Below are 22643 nucleotides of genomic sequence, written 5' to 3' on the forward strand. Positions count from 1 at the left end.
GCATCAGCGGGCAGGTTTCCATCCCAGGCTTTTCAACGCCTCCAGCAGCACATCCCCGGTCATCGCCGGCACCTTTCTGCCATCGGCACAGGTCATCTCATACCCGGCCAGCAGCGCATTGATGATGGCTTCCTCCACCGCTTCCGCCGCTGCCGCGAACAACGGCGAGATGTAATCGTTGTTGACCATGGTGAGCGGCGTGCTGAAGGGCAGGTCCTTGCGAGCGTAGTCCGCTGGCGGCAGATCCCGGTTGCCGGTGGCGAAGGCCAGGAAGATGTCGCCGCTGGCGTCTTCCGTACCACCGCCAGTGCGGGCGATGCCGATGGAGGCACGTTGGGCCAGGCGCTGGCACTGGTGCGGCAACAGGGGCGCATCGGTGGCGAGGATCACCACGATGGAGCCCATGCCGGGCGTGTCGCGCTCAGCGAAGGGCGACTCGATTCCCTGCAACAGCCGCCCCACCGGGTAGCCATCCACGCGCAGCTCACGACGCACGCCGTGGTTGGCCTGGACCAGGGCGCCCACCGTCCAGCCGCCCTGCTCCGCCGCCAGACGCCGCGACGAGGTGCCGATGCCGCCCTTGAATTCGTGGCAGATCATGCCGGTACCGCCTCCGACCGGTCCTTCGGCCACCTGGCCTGCACGAGCTTCCGCCAGCGCTTCCTGTACCTGGGCCGCACCGACATGCTGACCCCAGATGTCATTCAACAGGCCGTCAAAGGTTTCCATCACTACCGGCATGCACCAGTAGACGGAATCCCCGACGGCGTCCCGTTCGGCGGCCACCAGTGCATCGCGCACCACGCCGACGCTGTGGGTATTGGTGATGGCGACGGGCGTGGTCAACAGGCCCGCCTCGCGAATCCATTCCAGTCCGGTGGCATCACCATTTCCATTGAGTACGTGACAGCCGGCGAAGCAGGGCTGCTCGCACGCCGAACCGTCCCGGGGCTGAACCACGGTCACGCCGGTGCGGACCTGCTTTCCCTCGCGCTCCTCGCAGATCGTGCTGTGCCCGACCCGTACGCCCGGTACATCCGTGATGGCGTTGAACTCTCCCGGCGTGCCGAGACCGATGCTGATACCAAGTTGACGCGCGCGCATGGCGACTCCTGTGACTTAGAGTTTCTGGAAGGCCGGGCTGAGCTTGCCGTAGGTCCCGTAAAGAAGGATCGATACGGCCAGCAGCCCGAAGATGATCGAAAGGTCCTGCATGGAGGCTTCCAACACGAGGTTGAGCAGCAGATAGCCCGCTCCGATGACCGCGAGCAGCGCCGGTACCGGCCAAAGCGGCATGCGATAGCTGTGCTCCACGTCGCGCCGCAGTGCGCGGCTGAACAGCGCGCAGAGGGCGATGATCAGATACACCATGAGAATCAGCAGCACGGTGAAGGACGTCATTTCCGCCAGGTTGGAACTGAAGCTGAGAAGCGCCGAAGGGACCGCCAGGAACAGTGTGGCCAGCCACGGCGACTCCCAACGAGGGTGGATACGGGTGAAGGCCCGGTTCAGGGCCGGCATCCACAGCTCGTCGCGGCCGCTGCTGAAGATCACACGGCCGATCTGGATGACGATGGCGATGATGGCATTGAACACCGAGAGGAAAATGCCGGCGCTGACCAGTCGGGACAGCGTCTCGTTGCCGTGGCTCGACAGCAGGTAACCGATGGGGTCGGGGCTGGCGATCATCTCCTGGAGCGAAGGTGCGCCGATGAGGAGGGCGGTCAGCGGAATCAGCTCGATGGCCACCACCAGCAGCAATGACCAGAACACTGCCCGGGGTACGCCACGACCGCCGCACTTCATGTCCTCGGCCATGAGCACCGCACCACCGAAACCATTGTAGGAAAACAGCGCCATGCCGACGGCCCCCAGCACCAGCGCCATCGGGGCGGCCCCCATCACGCCGTTCTCCACGACCTGCGGATGCAGCAGCACGCTGGCGGGCTGCGTGGCATTGCCGAAGCCCAACGCGACGATGACCAGCAAAGCCGCCACTTCCAGCAGCAAACAGGCACCGGTGACCCAGGCATTGAGCTTGATATTGAGGATGCCCAGCAGGTAGCTGGCCGCCACGACCACCAGGGCCACGAGTTGTGAGTCGAGCTCGGTTCCGAGGGCGACGTTCAGGTAGGTCGCCGCCCCGGTAGCCAGCACGGGCGGAATGAACAGCAGCATCGCCAGCACCATGAGGAAGGTCGCATAGCCCGCCATACCGCCGAATACGCGCTTGGCATAGACGTACTCGCCACCGGCGGACTTGTGGGCGCGACCCAGTTCCGCATAGCACCAGGCGAACATCAGGGCCAACACGGCAGCCAGTACGAACGACAGGAACGCACCACTGCCGGCCTGCTGAATGGCGAAAGGGGCGATGACGAAAACCGAACTGGCGGGGGTAACGCTGGAAACCGTGATGGCGACGACATCGGTGGTGCTCAGCCTGGGCTGGAGCACCCCGTTCTCCGGGGTGGACGCGGTCATATCCTGATCCTCTGATTGTTATTGGCAGTTGAGGCAGTAGGAAACGGCGACGTGTGTCGCCGAATTGGGACGCTGTGGTTGTGGGGCGATTCTCGACAGCGCACCGCGCAGCGCCAATCACCCTATTGGAGTACGCCACTTGACGATGGCCGCCCCGGATCAGCCAAGCTTGTGTCCCCCTGCCCCCACCACGAAATCGGAGAACCGGATGGACAGTCTGTTCAGGGAAGCGGCCCTCCACGCCAGCCTGGGTCGCACCATCGAGCAGATCGGCGGCGACCGCTTCTGGAAGCAACTGATCCTGCTGCTTCACTATTGCCTGCCGTTCGACAATGCCCTGGCCACCTTCTACCCCGCCGGCGGCGCGCCACAGCCCCTGGAGGAGTACGACACCGAGCCCCAGGCCGGCCCGGCGTCCATGCCCATCTACCTGGATGGCCTCTACCTGCTTGATCCCTTCTACCAGGCCTGCCGCGAAGGCCTGCCCAGCGGCTTCTACCGATTGGAAGAGATCGCCCCGGATCACTTCCGCCAGAGCGAGTACTACCTGAACTACTTCCACGACAATGTGCTGGGGGACGAAGTGCAGTTCATCCTCCAACTACCGGGCCTGGGCAACCTGTCGCTCTCGTTGGGCATGCGCCGGCCCTTCGGCACCGAGGAGTGCGGGATGCTGGGACTGCTGTCGAGCTGGGTACTGGCGCTGATGGGGCAGCACTGGCAGCAGTGCATGCAGGTGACGCAATCACCACGCCCGAACGACATGGCCTCGCAGGTGCGCGATGCGCTGAGCCAGTTCGGCGCGGGGGTGTTATCGGAGCGGGAGCTGGAGATCGCCCGGCTGATCCTGCGGGGTTATTCCTCCAAGGCGATGGCCGAGCGACTGTCCATTTCCCCGGAAACGGTGAAGGTCCATCGCCGCCATCTCTACGCCAAGCTGGACATCTCGTCCCAGCCGGAGCTGTTCTCGCTGTTCATCCAGGCCCTTGGCCACGATCCGCAGAATCCCTGATCCACTGGAGTGTTTCCGACGCGTCCCCAGGCCAACGCTCGCTCATCCCCGCAAGCACAAGTTGGAACGATCGTCATCCTATATTCATTTGACTCTAATAATTATTTACAAATAACATCGCCGCCCCTGCGGTAATGATTCTCGATTATGACCCGCAGCAGCCCGCGTTTCTCCAGACGCGGGACGGGGATAGCGATTTCATAGAACAAGAGACAAAGCATGGAATTCTTTCACCTGGTCACTGCTCTGCTGAAGCAGGAGGCCAACCTCGAACTGGTTCGCCTGGCGGTCGTCTACATGCACCTGATCGCCTGCTGCGTGGCCGTTGGCCTGGTGGTCACCAGCGACTTCGCCATGGCAAGGCAACTGCTGCGAGGCGACGACTCCGCTCATTGCCAGCCGTCCCACCTGGAATCCCTGCAACGCACCATTTCCCTGGCCCTGCTGGTGCTCTGGGTGACGGGCGCCGCCATCATCCTGCTGGACATGTCCGTGAAGGGCTGGACCTACCTGCTCAATCCCAAGCTGCAGGCCAAGGTCCTGATCGTTGCACTGCTGACCCTCAATGGCATGTTGCTGCATCGCGCCGTACTGCCCGCCCTGGCACGCGCCGGCTCACTGCTGGCTCTGCAGCCCGCTGTGCGCAGCCTGACGCTGTTCGCGGGCACGGTTTCGGCAGTGTCCTGGTTCTACGCGGCATTGCTCGGTGTGGGGCGGCCACTGGCGTGGAAGTACAGCCTGGCCGAACTGATGGCGGCCTATCCGCTGCTGATCATCGCCGGCTATGGCGTCATGCGTTTGCTGGTCGCCCTGGCCCGCAAGCGCAGCCGGGCAGACGCCGTCAGCACCTCCCTTCCCGACCACCAGTGAGTCTCGCGTCGGGGCGCTCATGCGCCCCGGCAACTTATCGGAACGTCTCCGTCCACTCCGCAAACTGCATGCACTGACCGAAAGCGAGCACATCGGGCGTGTCAGCCAGGCAGTCGATGGACGTCCGGCTCTTCTCGCTGGCCACGTAGTCGTTCACGCACTCGCGCTCGTTACGCTTCAGGCCCTTGTAGAAGTCGTCCATCTTGTACATCGCGTTGTCGAGCTGGTTCTGGCTGATCTTCTGCTTGCGTACCGCATCGCGACCAAGCTTCTGCGTGTCGTTGATCAGCGTAGGCATGCGTGCGATGGCGGCGGAGCACTGCTGCGTGCCCTTGTCGTGGAGCTGGTTGGTATTGAACTCGGGCACTTGTGCGATGGCCTCGGGCTGCGCAAGCGATGCGGCGTTCAGGCTCTCAATCCGCTGATGATCGCTCTCCACCGCGTGGCTCTGCGGCGGTGGCGTGTCAGTGAAATGCACCTTCCCATCGGCATCGCGCCATTGGTAGACCTGGGCGGCAAGGGACTGGGACAACAGCAACGCAAGAGTGGCAAACGCGAAACGGGGCAGCATCCGTGACCTCCGAGATGGCGGAATGCCAGCACGCTACAGAAGGCCAACGGCAGGGGCAACCGGAGGCATTTCATTTGCACCTGAGGTCGTGCTCATGAGTCACCGGCTTTGCCTGTGACGATCTGAATGCCTGGGCACGATCCGGTAGGGTGCGCCGTGCGCACCAGCCGTGTGACGGGGTGCCGAAGCAGATCCCGGAATCGGTGCGCGCAGCGCACCCTACGGCCCAGACCGAGCCAAGGAGGTCGACCTTGTGCTCGGGGGCGAACCGTTACGGGCGAAGCGGGCCGCAGGCCCGCCCCGTCATGGAAGGATCAGCGGAAATGCCGTCCCAGGCCCGCTGGAACGCCACTGGAATCGGTAGGCTGCCAGGGCCCCTGGGGACTGTTGGAATAGCTCCAGCCGTTGTCCCAGCGGTAGTAGACGCGCTCGCGGTAGAAGACGTTGCGCTGGCCCTCGAGCACATAGACACCGAGGCCCGTGTCCCAGTAGCAATTGCCACCCGGCGGCGGCGCAAAGCGCGGGTGGGCCTTCATGCGCGGAGCCTGCTTCGGCGGTTGCGGCTCGGCCGGCGGCATCGGGCGATTCTGCGGCGGAGGGGTCTGGACCGCAGGCGGCTTGCGGGAAGGTTCCCAGTCGGGTTCGCCGGGTTCCTGGTACGGGCCCTGACCGGCGCAGCCGGCCAGGGTGAGAAGGAGGCAGATCAGGGGCAGGCCGAAGCGGGGGCTCGGCGCTGCCGGGAGTGCGGTGTGGGTGGTCATTTCTTGTCCGGGCTGTCGATGGTCAGTCGTTGGGTATCCGACGAACCAGTAGACAGCGGCGAACTGCTTCCTATCCATTCACCTGCGGTCGCATTGCCACTACGGGAGATCCGGGCGACCAGTTGCACCTGCGGGAAGTTGGAGAGCTTGAGCTGCGGCATCATGGCATCCGCGTCGCTCAGGCTGACTTCCACCGGCAGGTCGGCGACGGTCATGCGCTTGACCGCCAGCGGCATGGGCGGGCCAGAGGTAGCGCGGGCGAAGATGAATACGCTGTCGTCAGGCTGCACCTTGTCCTTCAGGTCGGCGGCCAGGTCCACACGGACCTTGAGCTGGGCACCGGCCGGTGCAGGGGCGGCCTTGGGTTCTTCGACTGCCACACCGCTTTCCTTCAGCTTCTCGCGGGCCTTGTCGATGCCGCCCTGCAGGGCGCCACGGGAAGGATCGTCCACCGGCAGCTGACCGATCAGACGCTCCCAATAGGTGATCGCATCCTGGTAGCGGCCTTCCTCGAAGCCGGCGATGCCCAGCAGACCAAGGCTGGTGATCTCGTTGGGATCGGCCTTCAGCGCTTCCTCGGTCAGCGCCTTGACCTCGGGGGTCAGCTTCTTCTGGCTGGCGAAGTACAGCGCCTGTGCCCACTGGCCCAGCAGCTCGGGTTCGCGGCCGCCACGCTTGACCGCCTGCTCGTAGGCGCGGGCGGCATCAGCGGCGCGGTCCTGCGCCATGTAGGTACGTCCCAGGAAGTACCAGCCCTCGGCGGACTCCGGCTGCGCCTCGACCACACGCTCGAGGCGCGAGGTCATTTCCTCGATGCTGCGCGGTTGCTCGCGCAGCTCGCGGGCCAGCTCCACCTTGTCGCTGGCGCCCCAGTGCAGGTACAGGCCGAAGCCCAGCGCCGGCACGATGATGGCGGCCAGCAGCGGCAGGGCCTTGCCCAGGCGCGAGGTACGGCCATTGTCGGCGCCCTCGGTATCGGCCAGCAGTTCACGGGCAGCCTCGGCGCGGCCGGCATCGAACTGCTCGGCGGTGAGGGTGCCGGCGGCGCGCTGGGACTCCAGTTCGTCCAGGCGCTCCTGGTAGAGGGCGACGTTGAGGGAGGTGCGGTCTTCCTCGGTCTGGGCCTTGCGGCCGCGCAGCACGGGAATCAGCAGGAAGGCCAGGGCGACCAGCAGGAGCAGGCCGGCGGCGAGCCAGAAATCGATCATGAGTCTTTCTTGTCCTGGTTCTCGGAATTCAGCAGGGCGTCGAGGCGCGCCTGCTCATCGGCGGAAAGCAGTACCTGGGCCGGGCTGTTCTCTACCCGGCGACGGCGCACGACGATAATGCCCAGCACCACCAGGCCGCCTACCAGCAGGCCCGCGGGGCCGTACCAGAGCAGCAGCGTGCGGGTGTTGACCGGCGGCTTGTAGCGCACGAAATCGCCATAGCGGGCCACCAGGAAGTCGACGATTTCGTCGTTGCTCTTGCCCTCTTCCAGCATGCGGAAGATTTCCCGGCGCAGGTCAGTGGCAATGGGCGCGTTGGAGTCGGCGATATTCTGGTTCTGGCACTTCGGGCAGCGCAGTTCCTCGGTCAGGACACGGAAGCGCTCGCGCTCGGCCTCATCCTTGAACTCGTAGGTATCGATGGCAGCCCGGGCGATGCCGGTCAGGGCCAGGCCCAGCAGCGCGGCGGCGATCAGGCGCTTCATTTGCCGACCTCATCCACCAGGGACTGGTACAGCGGCGCCAGCTGCTCGCGCCAGACGGTGTCGTCGATCACGCCGACGAACTTGTGGCGAATGATGCCGTCCTTGTCGATCAGGAAGGTCTCCGGTGCGCCGTAGACGCCCAGGTTCAGGCCGAGGCTGCCCTGCTCGTCACGGATGTCCAGCTGGTAGGGGTTGTGGAACTCCTTCAGCCATTTCAGCGCGGCAGCGTTGTCGTCCTTGTAGTTGACGCCATAGATGGTCACGCCCATCTGCGACAGCTTGTTCAGCACCGGGTGCTCCACGCGGCAGGACACGCACCAGGTGCCCCAGACGTTGACCAGCGCCGGCTTGCCCTTGAGGTCGGCCTCGGTGAGCGTGCGCTCCCCAGTGACGCTGGGCAGCGAGAAGGCCGGGAACGGCTTGTCGATCAGCGCCGAGGGCAGTTCGGCCGGATCGAGGAACAGCCCGCGATAGAGGAACACCGCGATGGCGAGGAAGCCCACCAGGGGCAGGACGAGGATCAGACGCTTCATGCTTGGGCTCCAGCCATGCCCAGCGCCTCGCGGACGCGGGTCTTCACCTTCACCCGGTAGCGCCGGTCGAAGGCCGCCAGCAGGCCGCCAAGGCCCATCAGCAGGCCGCCCAGCCAGATCCAGCGGACGAAGGGTTTCACATGCACTCGCACCGCCCAGGCGCCATCGCCCAGGGGTTCGCCGAGGGCGACGTAGAGGTCGCGGGTGAAGCCGGCTTCGATGCCAGCCTCGGTCATGACCGATTGCTGCACGGTGTAGAGGCGCTTTTCCGGATGCAGCACGGAAATCTGCTTGTCACCGTCGAAGACGATCACCGTGCCCTTGTCGGAGGTGAAGTTCGGGCCTTCGTGGTGCTCCGCGCCTTCGAAGAGGAAGCGGTAGCCCCCCAGTTCCACCGCCTCGCCCGGCGCCAGGCGCAGGTCACGTTCGGCGCTGTACTGGCTGGAAAGCACGACGCCCAAGGCGCAGACGGCGATACCGGCGTGGGCCAGCTGCATGCCCCAGTAGCTGCGGGTCATGCCAGCGGCACCTTTGAGCATGCCCTTGTGGCGGGTCTTGTCGATGAAGTCGCGAACACCGGCCAGCACCACCCAGGCAGACAGCGCGCCCACGGCCAGCACCGCCCAGTGGAAGTCGCCGAAGAGGAAGGTGGCCAGCCCACCGAGCAGCAGGCTGCCGATCAGGACCGGGCCGAGCATGCCCAACAGCCACTTCAGCGGGGTGTCTTTCCAGCGCACCAGCACGCCGACGGCCAGGGCCAGCATGAGCACGGCCATCAGCGGCAGGAACAGGGCGTTGAAATACGGCGGGCCGACTGACAGCTTGGCGCCGGACAGGGCATCCAGCACCAGCGGGTAGAGGGTACCCAGCAGGATCATCGAGGCCGCCACCACCAGCACCAGGTTGTTCACCAGCAGCAGGGTCTCGCGGGACCAGAGGGCGAAGCCCACCTGGCTCTTGACCACCGGCGCACGCACGGCGAACAACGCCAGGGAACCACCCACCACCAGCAGCAGGAAGGCCAGGATGAACACGCCGCGCTCCGGATCGGAGGCGAACGCGTGCACCGACGTCAGCACGCCGGAACGGACCAGGAAGGTACCCAGCAGGCTCAGGGAGAAGGCCGCGATGGCCAGCAGCACGGTCCAGCTCTTGAACACGCCGCGCTTCTCGGTCACCGCCAGTGAGTGGATCAGCGCGGTGCCGACCAGCCAGGGCATGAAGGACGCGTTTTCCACCGGGTCCCAGAACCACCAGCCGCCCCAGCCCAGTTCGTAGTAGGCCCACCAGGAGCCAAGCACGATACCGACGCTGAGGAAGGCCCAGGCGATGATGGTCCACGGCCGCGACCAGCGCGCCCAGGCGGCGTCGAGGCGGCCGCCGAGCAGTGCGGCGATGGCAAAGGCGAAGGCTACCGAGAAGCCCACGTAACCCATGTAGAGCATCGGCGGGTGGACGATCAGGCCGAAGTCCTGCAGCAGCGGGTTGAGGTCGTTGCCGTCGGCCGGCATGTTCGGCAGCAGGCGGTTGAACGGGTTGGAGGTGATGATCAGGAACAGCAGGAAGCCGATGCTGATCATGCCCATCACGGCCAGCACGCGGGCCAGCATCACTTCCGGCAACTGCCGGGAGAAGATCGACACGGCGAAGGTCCAGCCGCCGAGGATCAGCGCCCAGAGCAGCAGCGAACCCTCGTGGGCACCCCACACGGCGCTGAACTTGTAGTACCAGGGCAGCGCACTGTTGGAGTTGCTGGCCACGTAGGCGACGGAGAAGTCGTCCGCCATGAAGGCGTAGGTCAGGCAGCCGAAGGCGAAGGCCAGGAAGGCGAACTGCCCCCAGGCGGCCGGCTGGGCCAGGCTCATCCACTGGCGATCACCGCGCCAGGCGCCAATCAGCGGCAAGGTCGCCTGCACGACAGCCATGCACAAGGCAAGAATCAGGGCCAGGTGGCCGAGTTCGGGAATCATCGAATCAACCCTCTTTCTTGGGGAGCTGGCCGCTTTCCTTGAGGGCCTTGGTCACTTCCGGCGGCATGTAGTTCTCGTCGTGCTTGGCCAGCACTTCGTCAGCCACCAGCACGCCATCGCCATTCAGCTTGCCGAGGGCGACGATGCCCTGCCCCTCACGGAACAGGTCAGGAAGGATGCCGTGATAGCGGATGGTCACGCTCTTGGCGAAGTCGGTCACCACGAACTGCACGTCCAGGGAGTCACCACTGCGCTGCACCGAGCCCTTTTCCACCATGCCACCGGCGCGGATGCGGGTGTCCTGGGGGGCTTCGCCGTTGGCGATCTGGGTGGGGGTGTAGAACAGGTTGATGTTCTGCTGCAGCGCGGACAGCGCCAACGCCACGGCGACTCCCACACCGGCCAGGATGGCCAGGATGATGTACAGGCGCTTCTTGCGAACCGGATTCACTTCGACTCCTCCCGGCGCAGACGGCGCGCCTCGTCTTGCAGGTAACGGCGCCGCGCGATCAGCGGCATGGCGACGTTGATGGCCAGAACCACCAGGCTGATGCCATAGGCGGTCCAGACATACAGGCCATGGTTGCCCATGGCGAGAAAATCGGTGAAGGAAGAAAAACTCATCAGACCTTACCCACTTGTGCCTGAATCTCGGCCTTGGCCCAGCTGGCGCGGGACTCGCGCTTGAGCACTTCCAGGCGCATGCGCATCAGCGTCACGGCGCCGAAGAAGCAGTAGAAGCCGAGCACCATGATCAGCAGCGGCACCCACATTTCCGCGGGCATGGCCGGTTTCTCGGTGATCTTGAAGGTGGCCGGCTGGTGCAGGGTGTTCCACCACTCCACCGAGTACTTGATGATCGGGATGTTGATCACGCCGACGATGGCCAGCACCGCACAGGCCTTGGCGGCACTGTCACGATTGCTGATCGCCTGGCCGAGGGCAATCACACCGAAGTACAGGAAAAGGAGGATGAGCATCGACGTCAGTCGGGCATCCCACACCCACCAGGCGCCCCAGGTCGGCTTGCCCCAGATGGCGCCGGTGACCAGCGCAACGAAGGTCATCCAGGCGCCGATGGGCGCGGCGGCCTGCAGGGCGACGTCGGCGATTTTCATCTTCCAGACCAGGCCAACCACGCCGCACACGGCGAGCATGATGTAGCAGGACTGCGCGAGGAAGGCCGCCGGCACGTGGATATAGATGATGCGGAAGCTGTTGCCCTGCTGGTAGTCCGGCGGCGCGAAGGCCAGGCCCCAGACCAGGCCGACGGCGATCAGGATCACAGCACCCCAGGCGAGCCAGGGCAGCCAGCGGCCGCTGATCTCGTAGAACCATTTCGGCGAGCCAAGCTTATGGAACCAGGTCCAGTTCATCGGGACCACCCGCTCGGCGCTTGAGCCTGTTCGGACATCGACAGCTTTCTCATGGTCAGGCAACTCTATTTCTTATTCACCGACGCTGATGGTCAGGCCGGCGGCAATGGCAAAGGGTGTCAGGGTCACCGCCAGGGCGGTGAGACTCGCCAGCCACAACAGGTGGCCGACGGTCGGCAGTCCTTGCAGGGCCGCCTGCAACGCCCCGCTGCCGAGAATCAGCACCGGGATGTACAGCGGCAGGATCAACAGCGCCAGCAGCAGGCCACCACGCTTGAGCCCTACGGTCAGTGCGGCGCCGACGGCGCCCAGCAGGCTCAACACCGGGGTACCGAGCAGCAGCGAGAGCAGCAGCACCGGCAGGCAACGCGCAGGCAAACCGAGCATCAGCGCCAGCAGCGGCGCCAGCAATACGAGGGCCAATCCGGAAAAAAGCCAGTGTGCCAGCACCTTGGCCAGGACCAGAAGCGGCAGGGGGTGCGGCGAAACGACCCACTGTTCGAGGGAACCGTCCTCGAAATCACTGCGGAAAAGCCCGTCCAGCGAGAGCAGCACGGCCAACAGGGCTGCCACCCAGACCAGACCGGGAGAAAGGCTTTGCAACAATTGGGTCTCGGGACCAACGGCCAGCGGGAACAATGCGACCACTATGGCGAAGAACACCAGCGGGTTGGCCAATTCCGCCGGACGGCGTACCAGCAGGCGAGCTTCGCGGGCGACCAGCAGGGTGAAGACGTTACTCATGCGCGGCGCTGCCCCAGGTCAAGTTCACGATAACCGGCGGGCACCTGACCCATGGTGTGGTGGGTGGTGAAGACCACCAGACCGCCCTGCTCGCAGTGCGCCGCAAGATGCGCTTCGAGCTGGGAGACGCCCTGCTTGTCGAGGGCGGTGAAGGGTTCGTCGAGAATCCACAGGGGCGGCGCGTCCAGGTACAGGCGTGCCAGGGCGACACGACGCTGCTGGCCGGCGGACAGGGTGTGACAGGGCACGTCCTCGAAACCGCGCAGCCCCACGGCCTCCAACGCCCGCCAGATGGCGTCGCGCTCGGCGGGCTGGTGCAGGGCGCAGAGCCAGCGGAGGTTTTCCTCCGGGGTCAGCAATCCCTTGATGCCGGCGGCATGGCCAATCCACAGGAGATTGCGCGCCAGTTCGCTGCGCTGGCTGGCCAGCGGCTTGCCGTTCAGGCGGACTTCCCCGGCGGTAGGCTGCATCAGGCCGCAGAGCAGGCGCAGCAGACTGGTCTTGCCGCTGCCATTGGGGCCGGCGACCTGGAGCATCTCGCCCCGGGCCAATTGCAGGTCCAGCCGCTCGAACAGCAGACGCCAGTCCCGCTCGCAGGCGAGGGCCACGGTCTCGAGATAGGGACTGGTCACGGCATGGGTACCCGGGATGTATTCAAGTCAGGGAGGTGCCGGCCGCTATACTGGGGAACTCCAAGGCTCGCAGCCGGCCCGGACGGGGCGGCATTATACATGCCAACCCCCACCCCCGAAGCGAGCTTTTTCGACAGGTTGTAACCCCTTCTATGACCGAAATCAGCGGTACGCGTCCTCTCCCGCCGACCCAGCCCGCCGTCCGCCCCGCGCAGAACCCCGTGGACATGGCGCTCAAGCTGCTGCAACCGCTCGACGGCCTGCTCTCTGCCGGGGAAAGCGCCGACGCCGAAGTCATTGCGCTGAAGGAAACGGCGCAGAGCTTCCAGGTCCTGCTCAAGCTGACCCTGGGCAACGGTAGCCAGACCACCCTGGAAGCCAGCAGCCCGCGCCCGCTGGTCCAGGGCAGCCTGCTCAACGTCACCGCCCTGTCCGATACCCGCCTGGTCATGGCCCTCAAGGGCGGCGAGCGCGCCCTTGGCAGCCTCGACCTCGACCTGTTGCCGGTGGGAACCCTGGTTCAGGGCAAGGTGGTGTCCAGCGAGTTGGCCGCCCAGGGCAAGGCCCAGGCGGCGGTCTACAAGGTGCTGGTCAATGTGCTCAACACCCCGCTGGCCGGGAGCCAGCTCAACATCGAAAGCCCCCGCCCGCTGGCCATCGGCAGCCTGCTCAGCGCCCAGGTGCAGGGCAGCCAGATGCTGCAATTCCTGCCCCTGGCGACGCAGCTCGACCAGCTCGAACTCACCCAGCAACTGGCCGGACAACAAAACCGCCAGGGCTCCCTCGAAGCCCTGATGGGTGCATTGCAGTCCACCGGCCGCGAGAACCTGCCGGACAGCCTGCGCGCCGCCATGGACAAACTGCTCGGCGCCCTGCCCGACATCCGCCAACTCGGCGATCCCAAGGCCCTGGCCGCCGCCCTGGAGAACAGCGGCGCGCTGCTGGAATCGCGTCTGCTGGCGGGCCAGGCCGGCGCCCTGCCCCAGGACTTCAAGGCCAACCTGCTGCGCCTGATCGCCCAATTGCTACCCGCCCTGCCTACGCCCACCAGTCTGCCCACCACCGGCACCAGCAACGCCATGGCCCAGGCCCTGCCGGCCTTCATCCGTAGCGCCCTGGGCGCCCTCGGCCAGGCCAACGCACGCCAGCAGGCTCTCAGCTTCCCTCTGCCCTCGCGCCTGGCGCAGACGGCCGAAGAAGAAGGCGACCTGGAAACCCTGCTCAAGCTGGCCGCCGCCGCCGTCTCCCGGCTGCAGACCCACCAGCTCTCCAGCCTCGCCCAGACCCAGGTGACGCCCGAAGGCAACCTGCTGACCACCTGGCAGCTCGAAGTGCCGATGCGCAATCAACAGGAGATCGTGCCACTGCAGATCAAGCTGCAGCAGGAGCAGGAAGGAAAGCAGGAAAAGAGCGAGCGCAAGGAAAGCCTCTGGCGCATCGAGCTGGCCTTCGACCTGGAGCCACTGGGGCCGCTGCAGGTCCAGGCGCAATTGGTCCAGGGCAGCCTGTCCAGCCAGCTCTGGGCGGAGCGCGCCGATACTGCAGGACTGATCGATCGCGAACTCCCGAACCTGCGCGATCGTCTGCTAGCGGCCGGCCTGACCGTCGGTGAACTCGCCTGCAGCCAGGGCAAACCATCGCGCGGGCAACGCACAACACTGGAGCAACGCTGGGTGGACGAAACCGCATGAGCAAGAAACCCCGCCAGGCAATCGCCCTCTCCTACGACGGTGCCAGTGCTCCCAACCTGACCGCCAAGGGTGACGACGAACTGGCCGAAGCCATCCTCGCCATTGCCCGCGAGTACGAAGTGCCCATCTACGAAAACGCCGAGCTGGTGCGCCTGCTGGCGCGCCTGGAACTGGGCGATGCCATTCCCGAGGCGCTCTACCGCACCATCGCGGAGATCATCGCCTTCGCCTGGTACCTCAAGGGCAAGTGCCCGGCCGGCTTCGACCCGGACGCAGAGCGCGACGTCTCCCCTGCCCCGCCGCTGCTCACGGGGCCGGGCGACTGAACACCAAGCGCTCGCCCGCTAGGCCCTTGCCTTGCGGGAAGTCCAGCAACTGCCAGGCGAAATAGCCTTCGCGGAAGTAGAAGACCTGCCGATACCCCCAGCTCACGGCCATCTTCACCGCGTGGGCGCCGTGGGGGCAGACCTCGCTGTCGCAATAGATCACCAACGGCATCTGCCTCGGCCATTGCGGCTGGGCCAGGTCGTTGAAACGGTCGAGCAGGTCAAGGTGCAAGGCGCCGTGGATGTGGCCCCAGGTCCATTCGCGCGTGGGCCGCACATCGATGAAGATCGCCCCGCGTTCATACAGGTAACGTGCCTGCAGCACATTCACCGTCATTGCGCCCTCTACTTCCATGGGGGCTTCCTGGGCTTGCAGATAGGGCACCAGGCACAAGAACAGAATTGGAAGTAGACGCATCGCCGGACCTCCCCGGAGAGAAGCCCCGGAATCTAAGCTTAGGTCAGTCCGCATACCCGGACCCGATGCATCCAAAGCGGCCCGACGACGGGCTAAGAACACTCCGCGCTAAACCACTTCCAGACAACTCCGAAATAGCTGGAACCCTCGTCCCAAGCGGCTTCCAGCCGATGAGCGGCGTTTTACAGGGGCTGTTGCGGACCCATAATTTTGACGTCATGCGATTGTCGCCGTGCATGACCCAACCTCATCGAAGGAGACAAATTCAAGGGCACCGTACCGGAAGTGCAGTCGCTCGCGTGCAAGCTGGATTCCACGGGCAGGGTGCGCCCCTTGTTGAATAGGAGTGTTCGACGTGTCCAACCTGCCAGAACAAAACAGCGTCCCCCCCATGCCCGACCTGATCCTGCCGACCCAGGAAGACGGCCCCGCCCCCGTCACCACCGCGCTCAATCCCAATCTGCCGCTACCGGTGCCGGGACGCATCACCCTGCCGCCTATCCGCAGCGTGCGCGCCGGCTGCTGGCTGCTGAACTACAAGCCGAGCGGCGCCCCGCTGGTGTCCTACGACGGGACCCTGCGCGTGGAAAGCCACAGCGACGGGCGCACCGCCAGCGGCGACCTCTACCAGCGGCCAGTGATCTTCCTGCCGATTCCCATCCCCATGCCCTTCCCGGTGCTCCAGGGGCAGCCGGTGGCCACCCACGACCTGCCGCTCAAGCCGATCCTCCTCGCCGGGCCCAATCCGGCATCGGGCATCCCGATCCTGGCGCGCTCGCGCTACCGCTATTACATCCGGGTGACCGCGCTGCCGGAGTACTTCTACCTCGGCAACAGCTTCGGCCTCAGCTTCCAGCTCTACCGCTTCACCGCGCCGAACAGCTGGGTGCTGGAGTCCACCCTCACCGCGCAGATGACGCGGATGACCGCACCGGCCGGCTACCCCTCACCATCCGACTATGCCGAGGGCGACGTGAAGAACGCTGCCAACACGGTGGTCGGACGCCTGACCATGGGCTGGCTGTCGAGTTACTTCCGCCGCTGCAGCATCGAGATCGACACAGTGAGCGGTTCCGAACGGCCCACCAATAGCGGCATCGGCCACACCTGGGCGACGGTGATGGATGCCATCGGCTGGCAGACTGCGGTGAACCTCAGCGACACCAACGTCGCCGAACCCTCCGGCAACTCCTGGTCCGACGCCGAGATGCACGCTGCGATGCTAGCGCGCCGCGCGGTGGTGAACCTCGACAGCGAATGGCGCTACCACATCCTCGCGGTGAAGAACATCGACTCCACGCCGCGCGGGATCATGTACGACGCCAGCGGCACCGACTCCAACAATGTGCCGCGCGAAGGGATCGGCATCGCCTCGCACTGGATCATCGACCCCGGCTGGGGCACGGTCAGCGGCCAGCGTTTCGGTACAGCGGCGGCGCCATACTTCCGCACCGCGGTGCATGAACTGGGGCATGCCATGGGGCTCTATCACAACTTCGCCGACCACGGCTTCATGTGCACCAGCGACGTGATCGCCAGCGCCGGCACACCGGCCACCCCCTTCCCCAGCAACATCCAGTGGTCCTTCCACCCGGACAACCTCAAGCAGCTGCGCCACTACCCCGACCCATTCGTGCGTCCCGGTTCGGTGGCCTTCGGCGGTGCGTCCACCAGCACCCCGAGCATCACCCCGACCGACCTCGAAGCCGAAGTCTTCGGCCTGGCGGTGGAGGTCGCTCCGCTGCTCGGCGAAGTGCCATTGGGTGCCCCCGTACGCGTCGGCGTGGCGCTGGTCAATCGAGGGGACCAACCCGTCCGGGTACCCGCGACCCTGAGCCTGAAGAGCGACTTCGTCAGCGGCAGCGTCGCAGACCCGGCAGGCAGCGTGCGCAGCTTCCGCACGATGGTGCACTGCATCGAAGACCGTCCGTTCCGCGTACTGCAGCCCGGCGAGCGCCTGGAAGGCTCCATGACGCTCCTGCGCGGAGCCGAAGGCGCACTCTTCGGCGTGCCAGGCATCCATGACGTCCGGGTCGAAGTGCACTGGGAGATCGACGGCATGGTCGCCCATGCGGCCGGCAGCACGACCGTGATGGTCACCGCTGCAGTGGACGCCCGCCACGCAGAAGCCGCGCACAAGGTGCTCGCCACGCCTGACCTGCACCTGGTGCTGGCACTGGGTGGGGATCACCTCGACGAAGGCCTGGCGGCACTGGACGCGGCACTCGACTCGGCGGTGCTGAGACCCCACTTTGCCGCCGTCGCCGCCAAGCGACTGGCGCGCCGCTTCCTCAAGCGCAAGCCCGACGCCAAGGCCGCCGCGGCACTGCTTGAGCACGACGTTGTGATGAGCGATGCCGAGCGCGACAAGCTGGCCTCACTGATCGATGACGCGGGCGGCGCCGCCACCAAGGACCTGGCAAAAGCGCTCAAGGGCAAGGCCAAGCCAGCCGCACTGGCACGCGCCAAGTAACGCGTAGCGAAAACCTGGCGCGTCGGCCTGGGTCGGCGCGCCAGCCTTTACGGAGTCACACGAATGACAGAGCTGGATACGCGACTGGTAGGCCAATGGCGAAGGAGCACGGAGGCCGCCGCTGCGAAAGGCTATGCGGGCCATCTTCACTTCCAGGCCAACGGACTCTATTTCGGGCAGGCCTCCCCTCCCGATACCTTCACCTGGTGGGACGGTGGCACCTGGGCCATCCATGCACCGGGCAGGCTCGCGCTCTCCACCGCCAATGACGCCGTGGTCGCCTACAGCTACGAGCTGGACCACGACACCCTCACCATCACCGATGCCTCGGGTTGCCGCATCACCTATCGCCGCGATGCCTGAGACGCCGGCCTGAATCATTGCCAGGAGGGCGATATGCCAGGCCCCTACCCCACCACGATTTTCTTCGATCTGGGCGACACGCTGGTCACCACCGTGGGCAGCGTGCGCCAGCGCTACGCCGACACCCTCGACTGCCTGCAGATCCTCAAGGCGCGCGGCTACCGCCTGGGCCTTTTGAGCAACCAGGCGGCCGGCACCACAGTCGCGGCCGTCCAGGCGCAACTCGACCAATTGCATCTGGGCCGATACATCGAACCCGGCCTCATCACCCTGTCCACCGAAATCCCCGGCAATGTCGGCAAACCGGCACAACCCGTCTTCGACCTGGCCCGGCAAAAGGCGAAGCATGATGCTGCCAGTGAGCGCGCTATCTTCATCAGTGAATCCGCGCCAGACGTGCTCGCCGCACGTGGCTATGGATGGCGCGCGATACTCAAGCGCAATGGCAGCGCCTGTATTCCCGGTGACGGCGAATGTGCCACCGGCCTTGCCGGACTGCTGCACCTGCTGCCATCCCTGGCTGACACCTCAGGCAGCAACTTCGACCTGGCGCCACCGCCCCGCCTCGTGGATGGGCTCTGGGCCGTGCCGGTGGACATCGCCCGAATCGAAGCTGCGCTCACGTTTGACGCGGCAACCCAACAGGCCAGCGGCGACGCCACCTTCGAATTCCGCTTGGGCGTCAATGCCGGCTGCCCCATCTTCGACCTGCGCCAGACGCCCACAAGCGCCTGGCTGGACGGCGCCCCCATTCCAATCGCCGACGTGGCCGCACACGATTTCGGCGGCGGCGCCAACGCCAGCCTGCGCGTGCTCGCCCACGTGCTGGAGGCCGGCAGCACCCACAGCCTGCGCCTGACCTACACGGTCGGCATGCCGCAAGCATCGACTGCAGGTTCCTACGCGCCGCAGATCACCTGGAGCGCAGGTCCCCGACTGGTGTTCAACTTCGGCTTCACCGACCTCGGCGCAGGACGCTACCTCGAAGCATTCGTCCCGGCGAACCTGATCTACGACCAATTCGAACTGCTGCTCGACCTGCAGCTCCTGAACACGCCAGTCGCCCACACGCCCATCAGCAACGGTACGGTCAGCGCCCTCGGCAGCAATCACTGGAGCATCGCCTTTCCGGCACGCAGCACGGCCTTCTCGCCATTGCTGGAACTGCGCCCGAGCGACAGCCTGCAGAGCGCCACGGTCAATACCGTGCTGCCGGTCTCGGGCAGCGCCGTGGCGGTGACGGCCTGGAAGCTCGCCGGCAGCGCGGTGAACGTCGCCACCCAGGCCAGTTCCATTGCCGGATTCCTCGCAGACAACGAGAACAGCTCCGGTCGCTACGTCCATGGCGGGCGCTTCACCGCCTTCATCCACCAGGGCGGCATGGAGTACGACGGCGGCACCACCAGCGGTACCGGTCCGCTGCGCCACGAGACGTACCACAGCTGGTGGGCACGCGGCCTGAAGCCGGCAAGCCAGCCCGACGCCTGGTTCGACGAATCCTGGACGGTCTACAACGACAACGGCGCCGGGGGCGTGCAACCTCTCGATTTCACAGCCCCTGCCCTGGCTCTTTGCCCTCGCAACCCTTGGGTCAGGGTCACTCACCTCGACGCTTATGGCGCCGGCGAACGCCTCTGGAAAGGCATCGCCGCATTGACCGGGGCAGCCGCCTTGCGCGACCAGATGCGCGCCTTCTACCAGGCTCGCCACGCGCGCCCGGTCCGCAGCGAAGACATCGAATGCCACCTCCTGGCTCGCACCGGACAGCCGGACTGCGTGGACGCCTTTCACCGTTTCGTCTACGGCTTTGCCGATCCAGCGCCGCTGCCCGATCTCTGGCTGCGCGATGACGCGGCCGATCCTGGCGCCAATGATTGGCCCGGCCGTTTCTGGGACTCGCCCGACCTCTGGGTGCGCAACCGGGACGACGACGGCCTGGAGCACCAGAACCCGGAATACGGCCAGGACAACTGGATCCACGCACGCGTGCGCAATCGAAGCGCCACCGCCACCGCGCGCCACCTGGTGGTCAGCTTCAACATCAAGCAATACGCCGGCAGCCAGTTCACTTATCCGTCCGACTTCCTGCCTGCCGTGACGGCAGCCGCCGCCTTCGACCTCGGTCCCGGCGAAAGCCGCATCCTCAAGGCGCGCCTGCCGCGCTCGGCGATTCCCCCCACCGGCAGCCATCCCTGCCTGCTGGCCAGCGTCTTCACCCGCTTCGACCGCCCGCAGGCGGGGCGCCATGTCTGGGAACAGAACAACCTGGCGCAGAAGAACCTGACAGTGGTCGACCTGGCACCGAACGCCTGGATCGTACTGCCCCTGTTGGCGATCAACCTGCGACCGCGACTCTCGCGCACCGTCCAGCTTGAGCTGGTGCGGCCGAAGGGACTCGAAGCACTGGCGGCGGGACTGTTGCTGGAGAAACGCGCGCTGCCAGCCTCAGTCCGGGGCAGTGCCCGTGTGCTGCCGGTAGCACCGCCGCACCAGGACGCCTCGCGGCTGGATTGCTCCTGCAGCCATTCGGACGACGGCGCAGCCTTCGCCGCGACAATGCTCACCAGCCATGTGCCGGAACGGCTCGCCGAGCAGTTTCCGGGGGCGTTGGAACTCGCCTTCGCTCATGGCGAACGCACAGGGCTGCCGGTACGCCTGCGACCGTCGGAAGCGCTGCGGATCGGATTGCGGGTCCAGGTTCCGGGCAACGCCAGGCGCGGCTCACGCTTTACCGTCGATCTGCTGCAGCGGGAAAACGGCAGGATCGTCGGCGGCGTGGCGATGGAGGTGCGGGTGATCCAGGGATAGATTGGCGCCCCGCGAATGGGGCGCCCGGACGAGACGAACGCAACGCGTCCGGGGATGGCTCAGTCGTAATCTTTCCGAGCCTGGTGCAGCTTGCTCACCAGTTCAGCTTCGGCCTTGGTCAGGCCGCAGGATTGGGTGAGGTCGTCGACGCTGGCGCCGAGCCCCACCAGACGCGCGGCCTGGGAGAAGGAAAGGTTGCTGGGGTCGCGTTGCTCTAGCTGGCTCAGCTTGTCCGGCAGGGGCGCAACCACGCGGCGCAGTTCGTGGAGCTCTTCGCCCATGCGCACGGTGCCTTCCAGGTAGGCCTCCAGGCGACGCGTCAGCTCCTTGAACTTCTGGTCACGCACCGCATCGCGCGCGGCCTGCGCCTCGACCTCCTGGCGCAGGCGCTGGGCCAGCCGGTGGCAGGTCCAGCCCAGAACCACGCAGGCCAGGGCGAGGGCAAACGCGAGCAGTGCAATCCAGATCAACTCAGATGCTCTCCAGCTCGGACCACTCTTCCTCGCTCATCATCTTGTCCAGTTCGACGAGGATCAGCAGTTCGCCGTTCTTGTTGCAGACGCCCTGGATGAACTTGGCGGACTCGTCGTTGCCGACGTTGGGCGCGGTCTCGATCTCGGACTGACGCAGGTAGACGACCTCGGCCACGCTGTCGACCAGAATGCCCACCACCTGCTTGTCCGCCTCGATGATGACGATGCGGGTGTTATCGGTCACCGGTGCCGGGCCGAGGCCGAAGCGCTGGCGGGTGTCGATCACGGTCACCACGTTGCCGCGCAGGTTGATGATGCCGAGCACGTAGCTCGGCGCCCCCGGCACCGGCGCGATTTCGGTGTAGCGCAGGACTTCCTGCACCTGCATCACGTTGATGCCGTAGGTTTCGTTGTCCAGGCGGAAAGTCACCCATTGCAGGATGGGATCTTCGGCACCTTGAGCGGACGATTTCTTCATGTTCCCTAGCCTCTCTTGAGCCACCCTGGGCGGCGTTCGCGGGTTGACCCGCTGTCTTATTCACAGGGCCCCGCAGCCTGCAGGACCTCTCCCCTCAATTCAGCGACATGCGCTTGATGGCGCCGCTGGCGATCAGCTCGGCAAGGGCCGAGACATCCAGCAGCGCGCACATATGTTCGATCACGGTACCGGCCAGCCAGGGTCTCTGGCTACGCTGGCTGCGCCATTTGATTTCATTCGGGTCCAGGCGGATGGAGCGGCTGACCTGATGCACCGCCAGTCCCCACTCGTAGCCCTGTACCGAAATGACGTACTGCAGGCCCTCGCGGAAGTCGTCGCGATAGCGCTCGGGCATCACCCAGCGCGCGGTATCCAGCACCTTCAGGTTGCCCGCCTGGCACGGCAGTATGCCGAGGAACCAGTCCGGCTGGCCGAATAGCGGCGTCAGTTCCTGGCCAGCCAGGGCATAGATGGATCCGAGGGACACCAGGGGCACGGCCAGGGTCAGGCCGGCAACGTCGAACAGCAGGCACTCGAAGGGCTCCTCGCCCCAGGCCGGGCGGCCCTCGGCAATGAGCATCGGCACATCGGCCTGCGACGTATTGGAAACGCCGAGTTCCACCAGCGGCTCGACGCGCGCCTGCACCGGCAGCGCCTCGGGCTCGGCCACGACTGGCGCCGGCGCCAGGAGCTCGGGCTCCAGCACCAGCAGCGGTTCCACTTCCGCTTCGACGGCCAGCGCCACCGGCGCGGCCAGCGGCTCGGGTGCCAGCAGGGGCGCCTCGGCCAGCACGCGGGTCAGGCGAGCATCACGAACCTGCTCTTCCAGCACCGCGGCTTCGAACTCGTCCCGGCTGATGCTTTCGGCCAATTCGACCGAGGCCTCGTGCAACAGCGCATCCAGGTAAGACTGCAGGGCCAGTTGCGGGCGGGTGGCGGTGGCGACGGGACGACTCATGTTGGGAAC

At 65.8% G+C, this 22643-nt stretch carries 24 protein-coding genes; 7 read left to right on the top strand and 17 right to left on the bottom strand.

The annotated features are described in order from the left end of the window. Positions 1-3: 3 nt before the first annotated feature. Both E8E91_RS06135 and E8E91_RS06140 read right to left on the bottom strand, forming a co-directional pair. Positions 4-1104 carry a P1 family peptidase gene (locus E8E91_RS06135; protein WP_280375023.1) on the bottom strand — a complete coding sequence of 367 codons (1101 nt, stop codon included), beginning with the start codon at positions 1102-1104 and terminating at the stop codon, positions 4-6. A 15-nt stretch (positions 1105-1119) separates the two neighbouring features. Beyond that, the gene (locus E8E91_RS06140; protein ID WP_280369322.1) at positions 1120-2484 is read right to left on the bottom strand and encodes an APC family permease; all 1365 of its coding nucleotides are present in this window, start codon (positions 2482-2484) and stop codon (positions 1120-1122) included. A 208-nt stretch (positions 2485-2692) separates the two neighbouring features. On the opposite strand from E8E91_RS06140, the gene E8E91_RS06145 reads away from it, so the two are divergent. Together E8E91_RS06145 and E8E91_RS06150 are read left to right on the top strand one after the other, a co-directional pair. After that, the gene (locus E8E91_RS06145; RefSeq protein WP_280375024.1) at positions 2693-3496 is read left to right on the top strand and encodes a helix-turn-helix transcriptional regulator; all 804 of its coding nucleotides are present in this window, start codon (positions 2693-2695) and stop codon (positions 3494-3496) included. Between the two features lie 219 nt (positions 3497-3715). After that, a complete protein-coding gene (locus E8E91_RS06150; RefSeq protein WP_280375025.1) occupies positions 3716-4366 on the top strand; it encodes a hypothetical protein in 651 nt (216 codons plus the stop codon). A gap of 34 nt (positions 4367-4400) precedes the next feature. Here the strand turns inward: E8E91_RS06150 and E8E91_RS06155 are convergent, their stop codons facing one another. The 11 genes from E8E91_RS06155 to ccmA form a co-directional block, all read right to left on the bottom strand. Further along, on the bottom strand, positions 4401-4937 hold the full coding sequence (locus tag E8E91_RS06155) for a DUF4124 domain-containing protein (protein WP_280375026.1): 537 nt from the start codon (positions 4935-4937) through the stop codon (positions 4401-4403). 314 nt (positions 4938-5251) lie between these two features. Beyond that, complete coding sequence (locus E8E91_RS06160; protein WP_280375027.1) at positions 5252-5698, bottom strand: hypothetical protein; 447 nt, start codon at positions 5696-5698, stop codon at positions 5252-5254. After that, positions 5695-6906 carry a c-type cytochrome biogenesis protein CcmI gene (gene ccmI / locus E8E91_RS06165; protein WP_151132662.1) on the bottom strand — a complete coding sequence of 404 codons (1212 nt, stop codon included), beginning with the start codon at positions 6904-6906 and terminating at the stop codon, positions 5695-5697. Before ccmI ends, E8E91_RS06160 begins: the two co-directional genes overlap by 4 nt. Then, a complete protein-coding gene (locus E8E91_RS06170; RefSeq protein ID WP_280375028.1) occupies positions 6903-7391 on the bottom strand; it encodes a cytochrome c-type biogenesis protein CcmH in 489 nt (162 codons plus the stop codon). Before E8E91_RS06170 ends, ccmI begins: the two co-directional genes overlap by 4 nt. Further along, a complete protein-coding gene (locus E8E91_RS06175) occupies positions 7388-7924 on the bottom strand; it encodes a DsbE family thiol:disulfide interchange protein (protein WP_280369339.1) in 537 nt (178 codons plus the stop codon). The genes E8E91_RS06170 and E8E91_RS06175 overlap by 4 nt, the downstream gene beginning before the upstream one ends. Then, complete coding sequence (locus tag E8E91_RS06180) at positions 7921-9894, bottom strand: heme lyase CcmF/NrfE family subunit (RefSeq protein WP_280375029.1); 1974 nt, start codon at positions 9892-9894, stop codon at positions 7921-7923. The genes E8E91_RS06175 and E8E91_RS06180 overlap by 4 nt, the downstream gene beginning before the upstream one ends. Before the next feature lie 4 nt (positions 9895-9898). After that, positions 9899-10345, bottom strand: coding sequence for a cytochrome c maturation protein CcmE (ccmE, locus tag E8E91_RS06185; RefSeq protein ID WP_190830097.1), 447 nt, complete (start codon positions 10343-10345; stop codon positions 9899-9901). After that, positions 10342-10518, bottom strand: a complete 177-nt coding sequence (gene ccmD, locus E8E91_RS06190) for a heme exporter protein CcmD (RefSeq protein ID WP_151132657.1) — start codon at positions 10516-10518, stop codon at positions 10342-10344. Before ccmD ends, ccmE begins: the two co-directional genes overlap by 4 nt. After that, positions 10518-11270: a heme ABC transporter permease gene (locus tag E8E91_RS06195; protein ID WP_280369344.1), complete on the bottom strand. Its 753-nt coding sequence runs from the start codon at positions 11268-11270 to the stop codon at positions 10518-10520. The genes ccmD and E8E91_RS06195 overlap by 1 nt, the downstream gene beginning before the upstream one ends. A gap of 72 nt (positions 11271-11342) precedes the next feature. Next, the gene (gene ccmB, locus E8E91_RS06200; RefSeq protein ID WP_028626578.1) at positions 11343-12014 is read right to left on the bottom strand and encodes a heme exporter protein CcmB; all 672 of its coding nucleotides are present in this window, start codon (positions 12012-12014) and stop codon (positions 11343-11345) included. Continuing rightward, positions 12011-12664, bottom strand: a complete 654-nt coding sequence (gene ccmA / locus E8E91_RS06205; protein ID WP_280375109.1) for a cytochrome c biogenesis heme-transporting ATPase CcmA — start codon at positions 12662-12664, stop codon at positions 12011-12013. Before ccmA ends, ccmB begins: the two co-directional genes overlap by 4 nt. Before the next feature lie 134 nt (positions 12665-12798). Here ccmA and E8E91_RS06210 point away from each other — a divergent pair, with 134 nt between their 5' ends. Both E8E91_RS06210 and E8E91_RS06215 read left to right on the top strand, forming a co-directional pair. Further along, the gene (locus tag E8E91_RS06210) at positions 12799-14337 is read left to right on the top strand and encodes a flagellar hook-length control protein FliK (protein WP_280375030.1); all 1539 of its coding nucleotides are present in this window, start codon (positions 12799-12801) and stop codon (positions 14335-14337) included. After that, positions 14334-14663 carry an EscU/YscU/HrcU family type III secretion system export apparatus switch protein gene (locus tag E8E91_RS06215; protein ID WP_280375031.1) on the top strand — a complete coding sequence of 110 codons (330 nt, stop codon included), beginning with the start codon at positions 14334-14336 and terminating at the stop codon, positions 14661-14663. The genes E8E91_RS06210 and E8E91_RS06215 overlap by 4 nt, the downstream gene beginning before the upstream one ends. Here E8E91_RS06215 and E8E91_RS06220 read toward each other — a convergent pair. Beyond that, positions 14644-15081, bottom strand: a complete 438-nt coding sequence (locus E8E91_RS06220) for a rhodanese-like domain-containing protein (protein WP_280375032.1) — start codon at positions 15079-15081, stop codon at positions 14644-14646. The genes E8E91_RS06215 and E8E91_RS06220 overlap by 20 nt on opposite strands. A gap of 391 nt (positions 15082-15472) precedes the next feature. On the opposite strand from E8E91_RS06220, the gene E8E91_RS06225 reads away from it, so the two are divergent. The 3 genes from E8E91_RS06225 to E8E91_RS06235 all read left to right on the top strand — a co-directional run bounded on the left by E8E91_RS06225 (position 15473) and on the right by E8E91_RS06235 (position 20725). After that, positions 15473-17554, top strand: coding sequence for a hypothetical protein (locus E8E91_RS06225; RefSeq protein ID WP_280375033.1), 2082 nt, complete (start codon positions 15473-15475; stop codon positions 17552-17554). Between the two features lie 63 nt (positions 17555-17617). Beyond that, positions 17618-17917 (top strand): hypothetical protein, encoded by a 300-nt coding sequence (locus E8E91_RS06230; RefSeq protein WP_280375034.1) that lies wholly within the window; start codon positions 17618-17620, stop codon positions 17915-17917. A gap of 33 nt (positions 17918-17950) precedes the next feature. Then, on the top strand, positions 17951-20725 hold the full coding sequence (locus tag E8E91_RS06235) for an HAD family hydrolase (RefSeq protein ID WP_280375035.1): 2775 nt from the start codon (positions 17951-17953) through the stop codon (positions 20723-20725). A gap of 59 nt (positions 20726-20784) precedes the next feature. Here the strand turns inward: E8E91_RS06235 and E8E91_RS06240 are convergent, their stop codons facing one another. The 3 genes from E8E91_RS06240 to E8E91_RS06250 form a co-directional block, all read right to left on the bottom strand. Next, the gene (locus E8E91_RS06240; RefSeq protein ID WP_280369361.1) at positions 20785-21195 is read right to left on the bottom strand and encodes a DUF2802 domain-containing protein; all 411 of its coding nucleotides are present in this window, start codon (positions 21193-21195) and stop codon (positions 20785-20787) included. 1 nt (position 21196) lies between these two features. Continuing rightward, positions 21197-21676 carry a chemotaxis protein CheW gene (locus tag E8E91_RS06245; protein WP_016493839.1) on the bottom strand — a complete coding sequence of 160 codons (480 nt, stop codon included), beginning with the start codon at positions 21674-21676 and terminating at the stop codon, positions 21197-21199. A 94-nt stretch (positions 21677-21770) separates the two neighbouring features. Then, the gene (locus tag E8E91_RS06250; protein WP_280375036.1) at positions 21771-22634 is read right to left on the bottom strand and encodes a CheW domain-containing protein; all 864 of its coding nucleotides are present in this window, start codon (positions 22632-22634) and stop codon (positions 21771-21773) included. Positions 22635-22643: the final 9 nt, after the last annotated feature.

Origin of the sequence: Pseudomonas sp. BN515 (genome assembly GCF_029873155.1) — a bacterium.
Classification (GTDB): Bacteria; Pseudomonadota; Gammaproteobacteria; order Pseudomonadales; family Pseudomonadaceae; genus Metapseudomonas.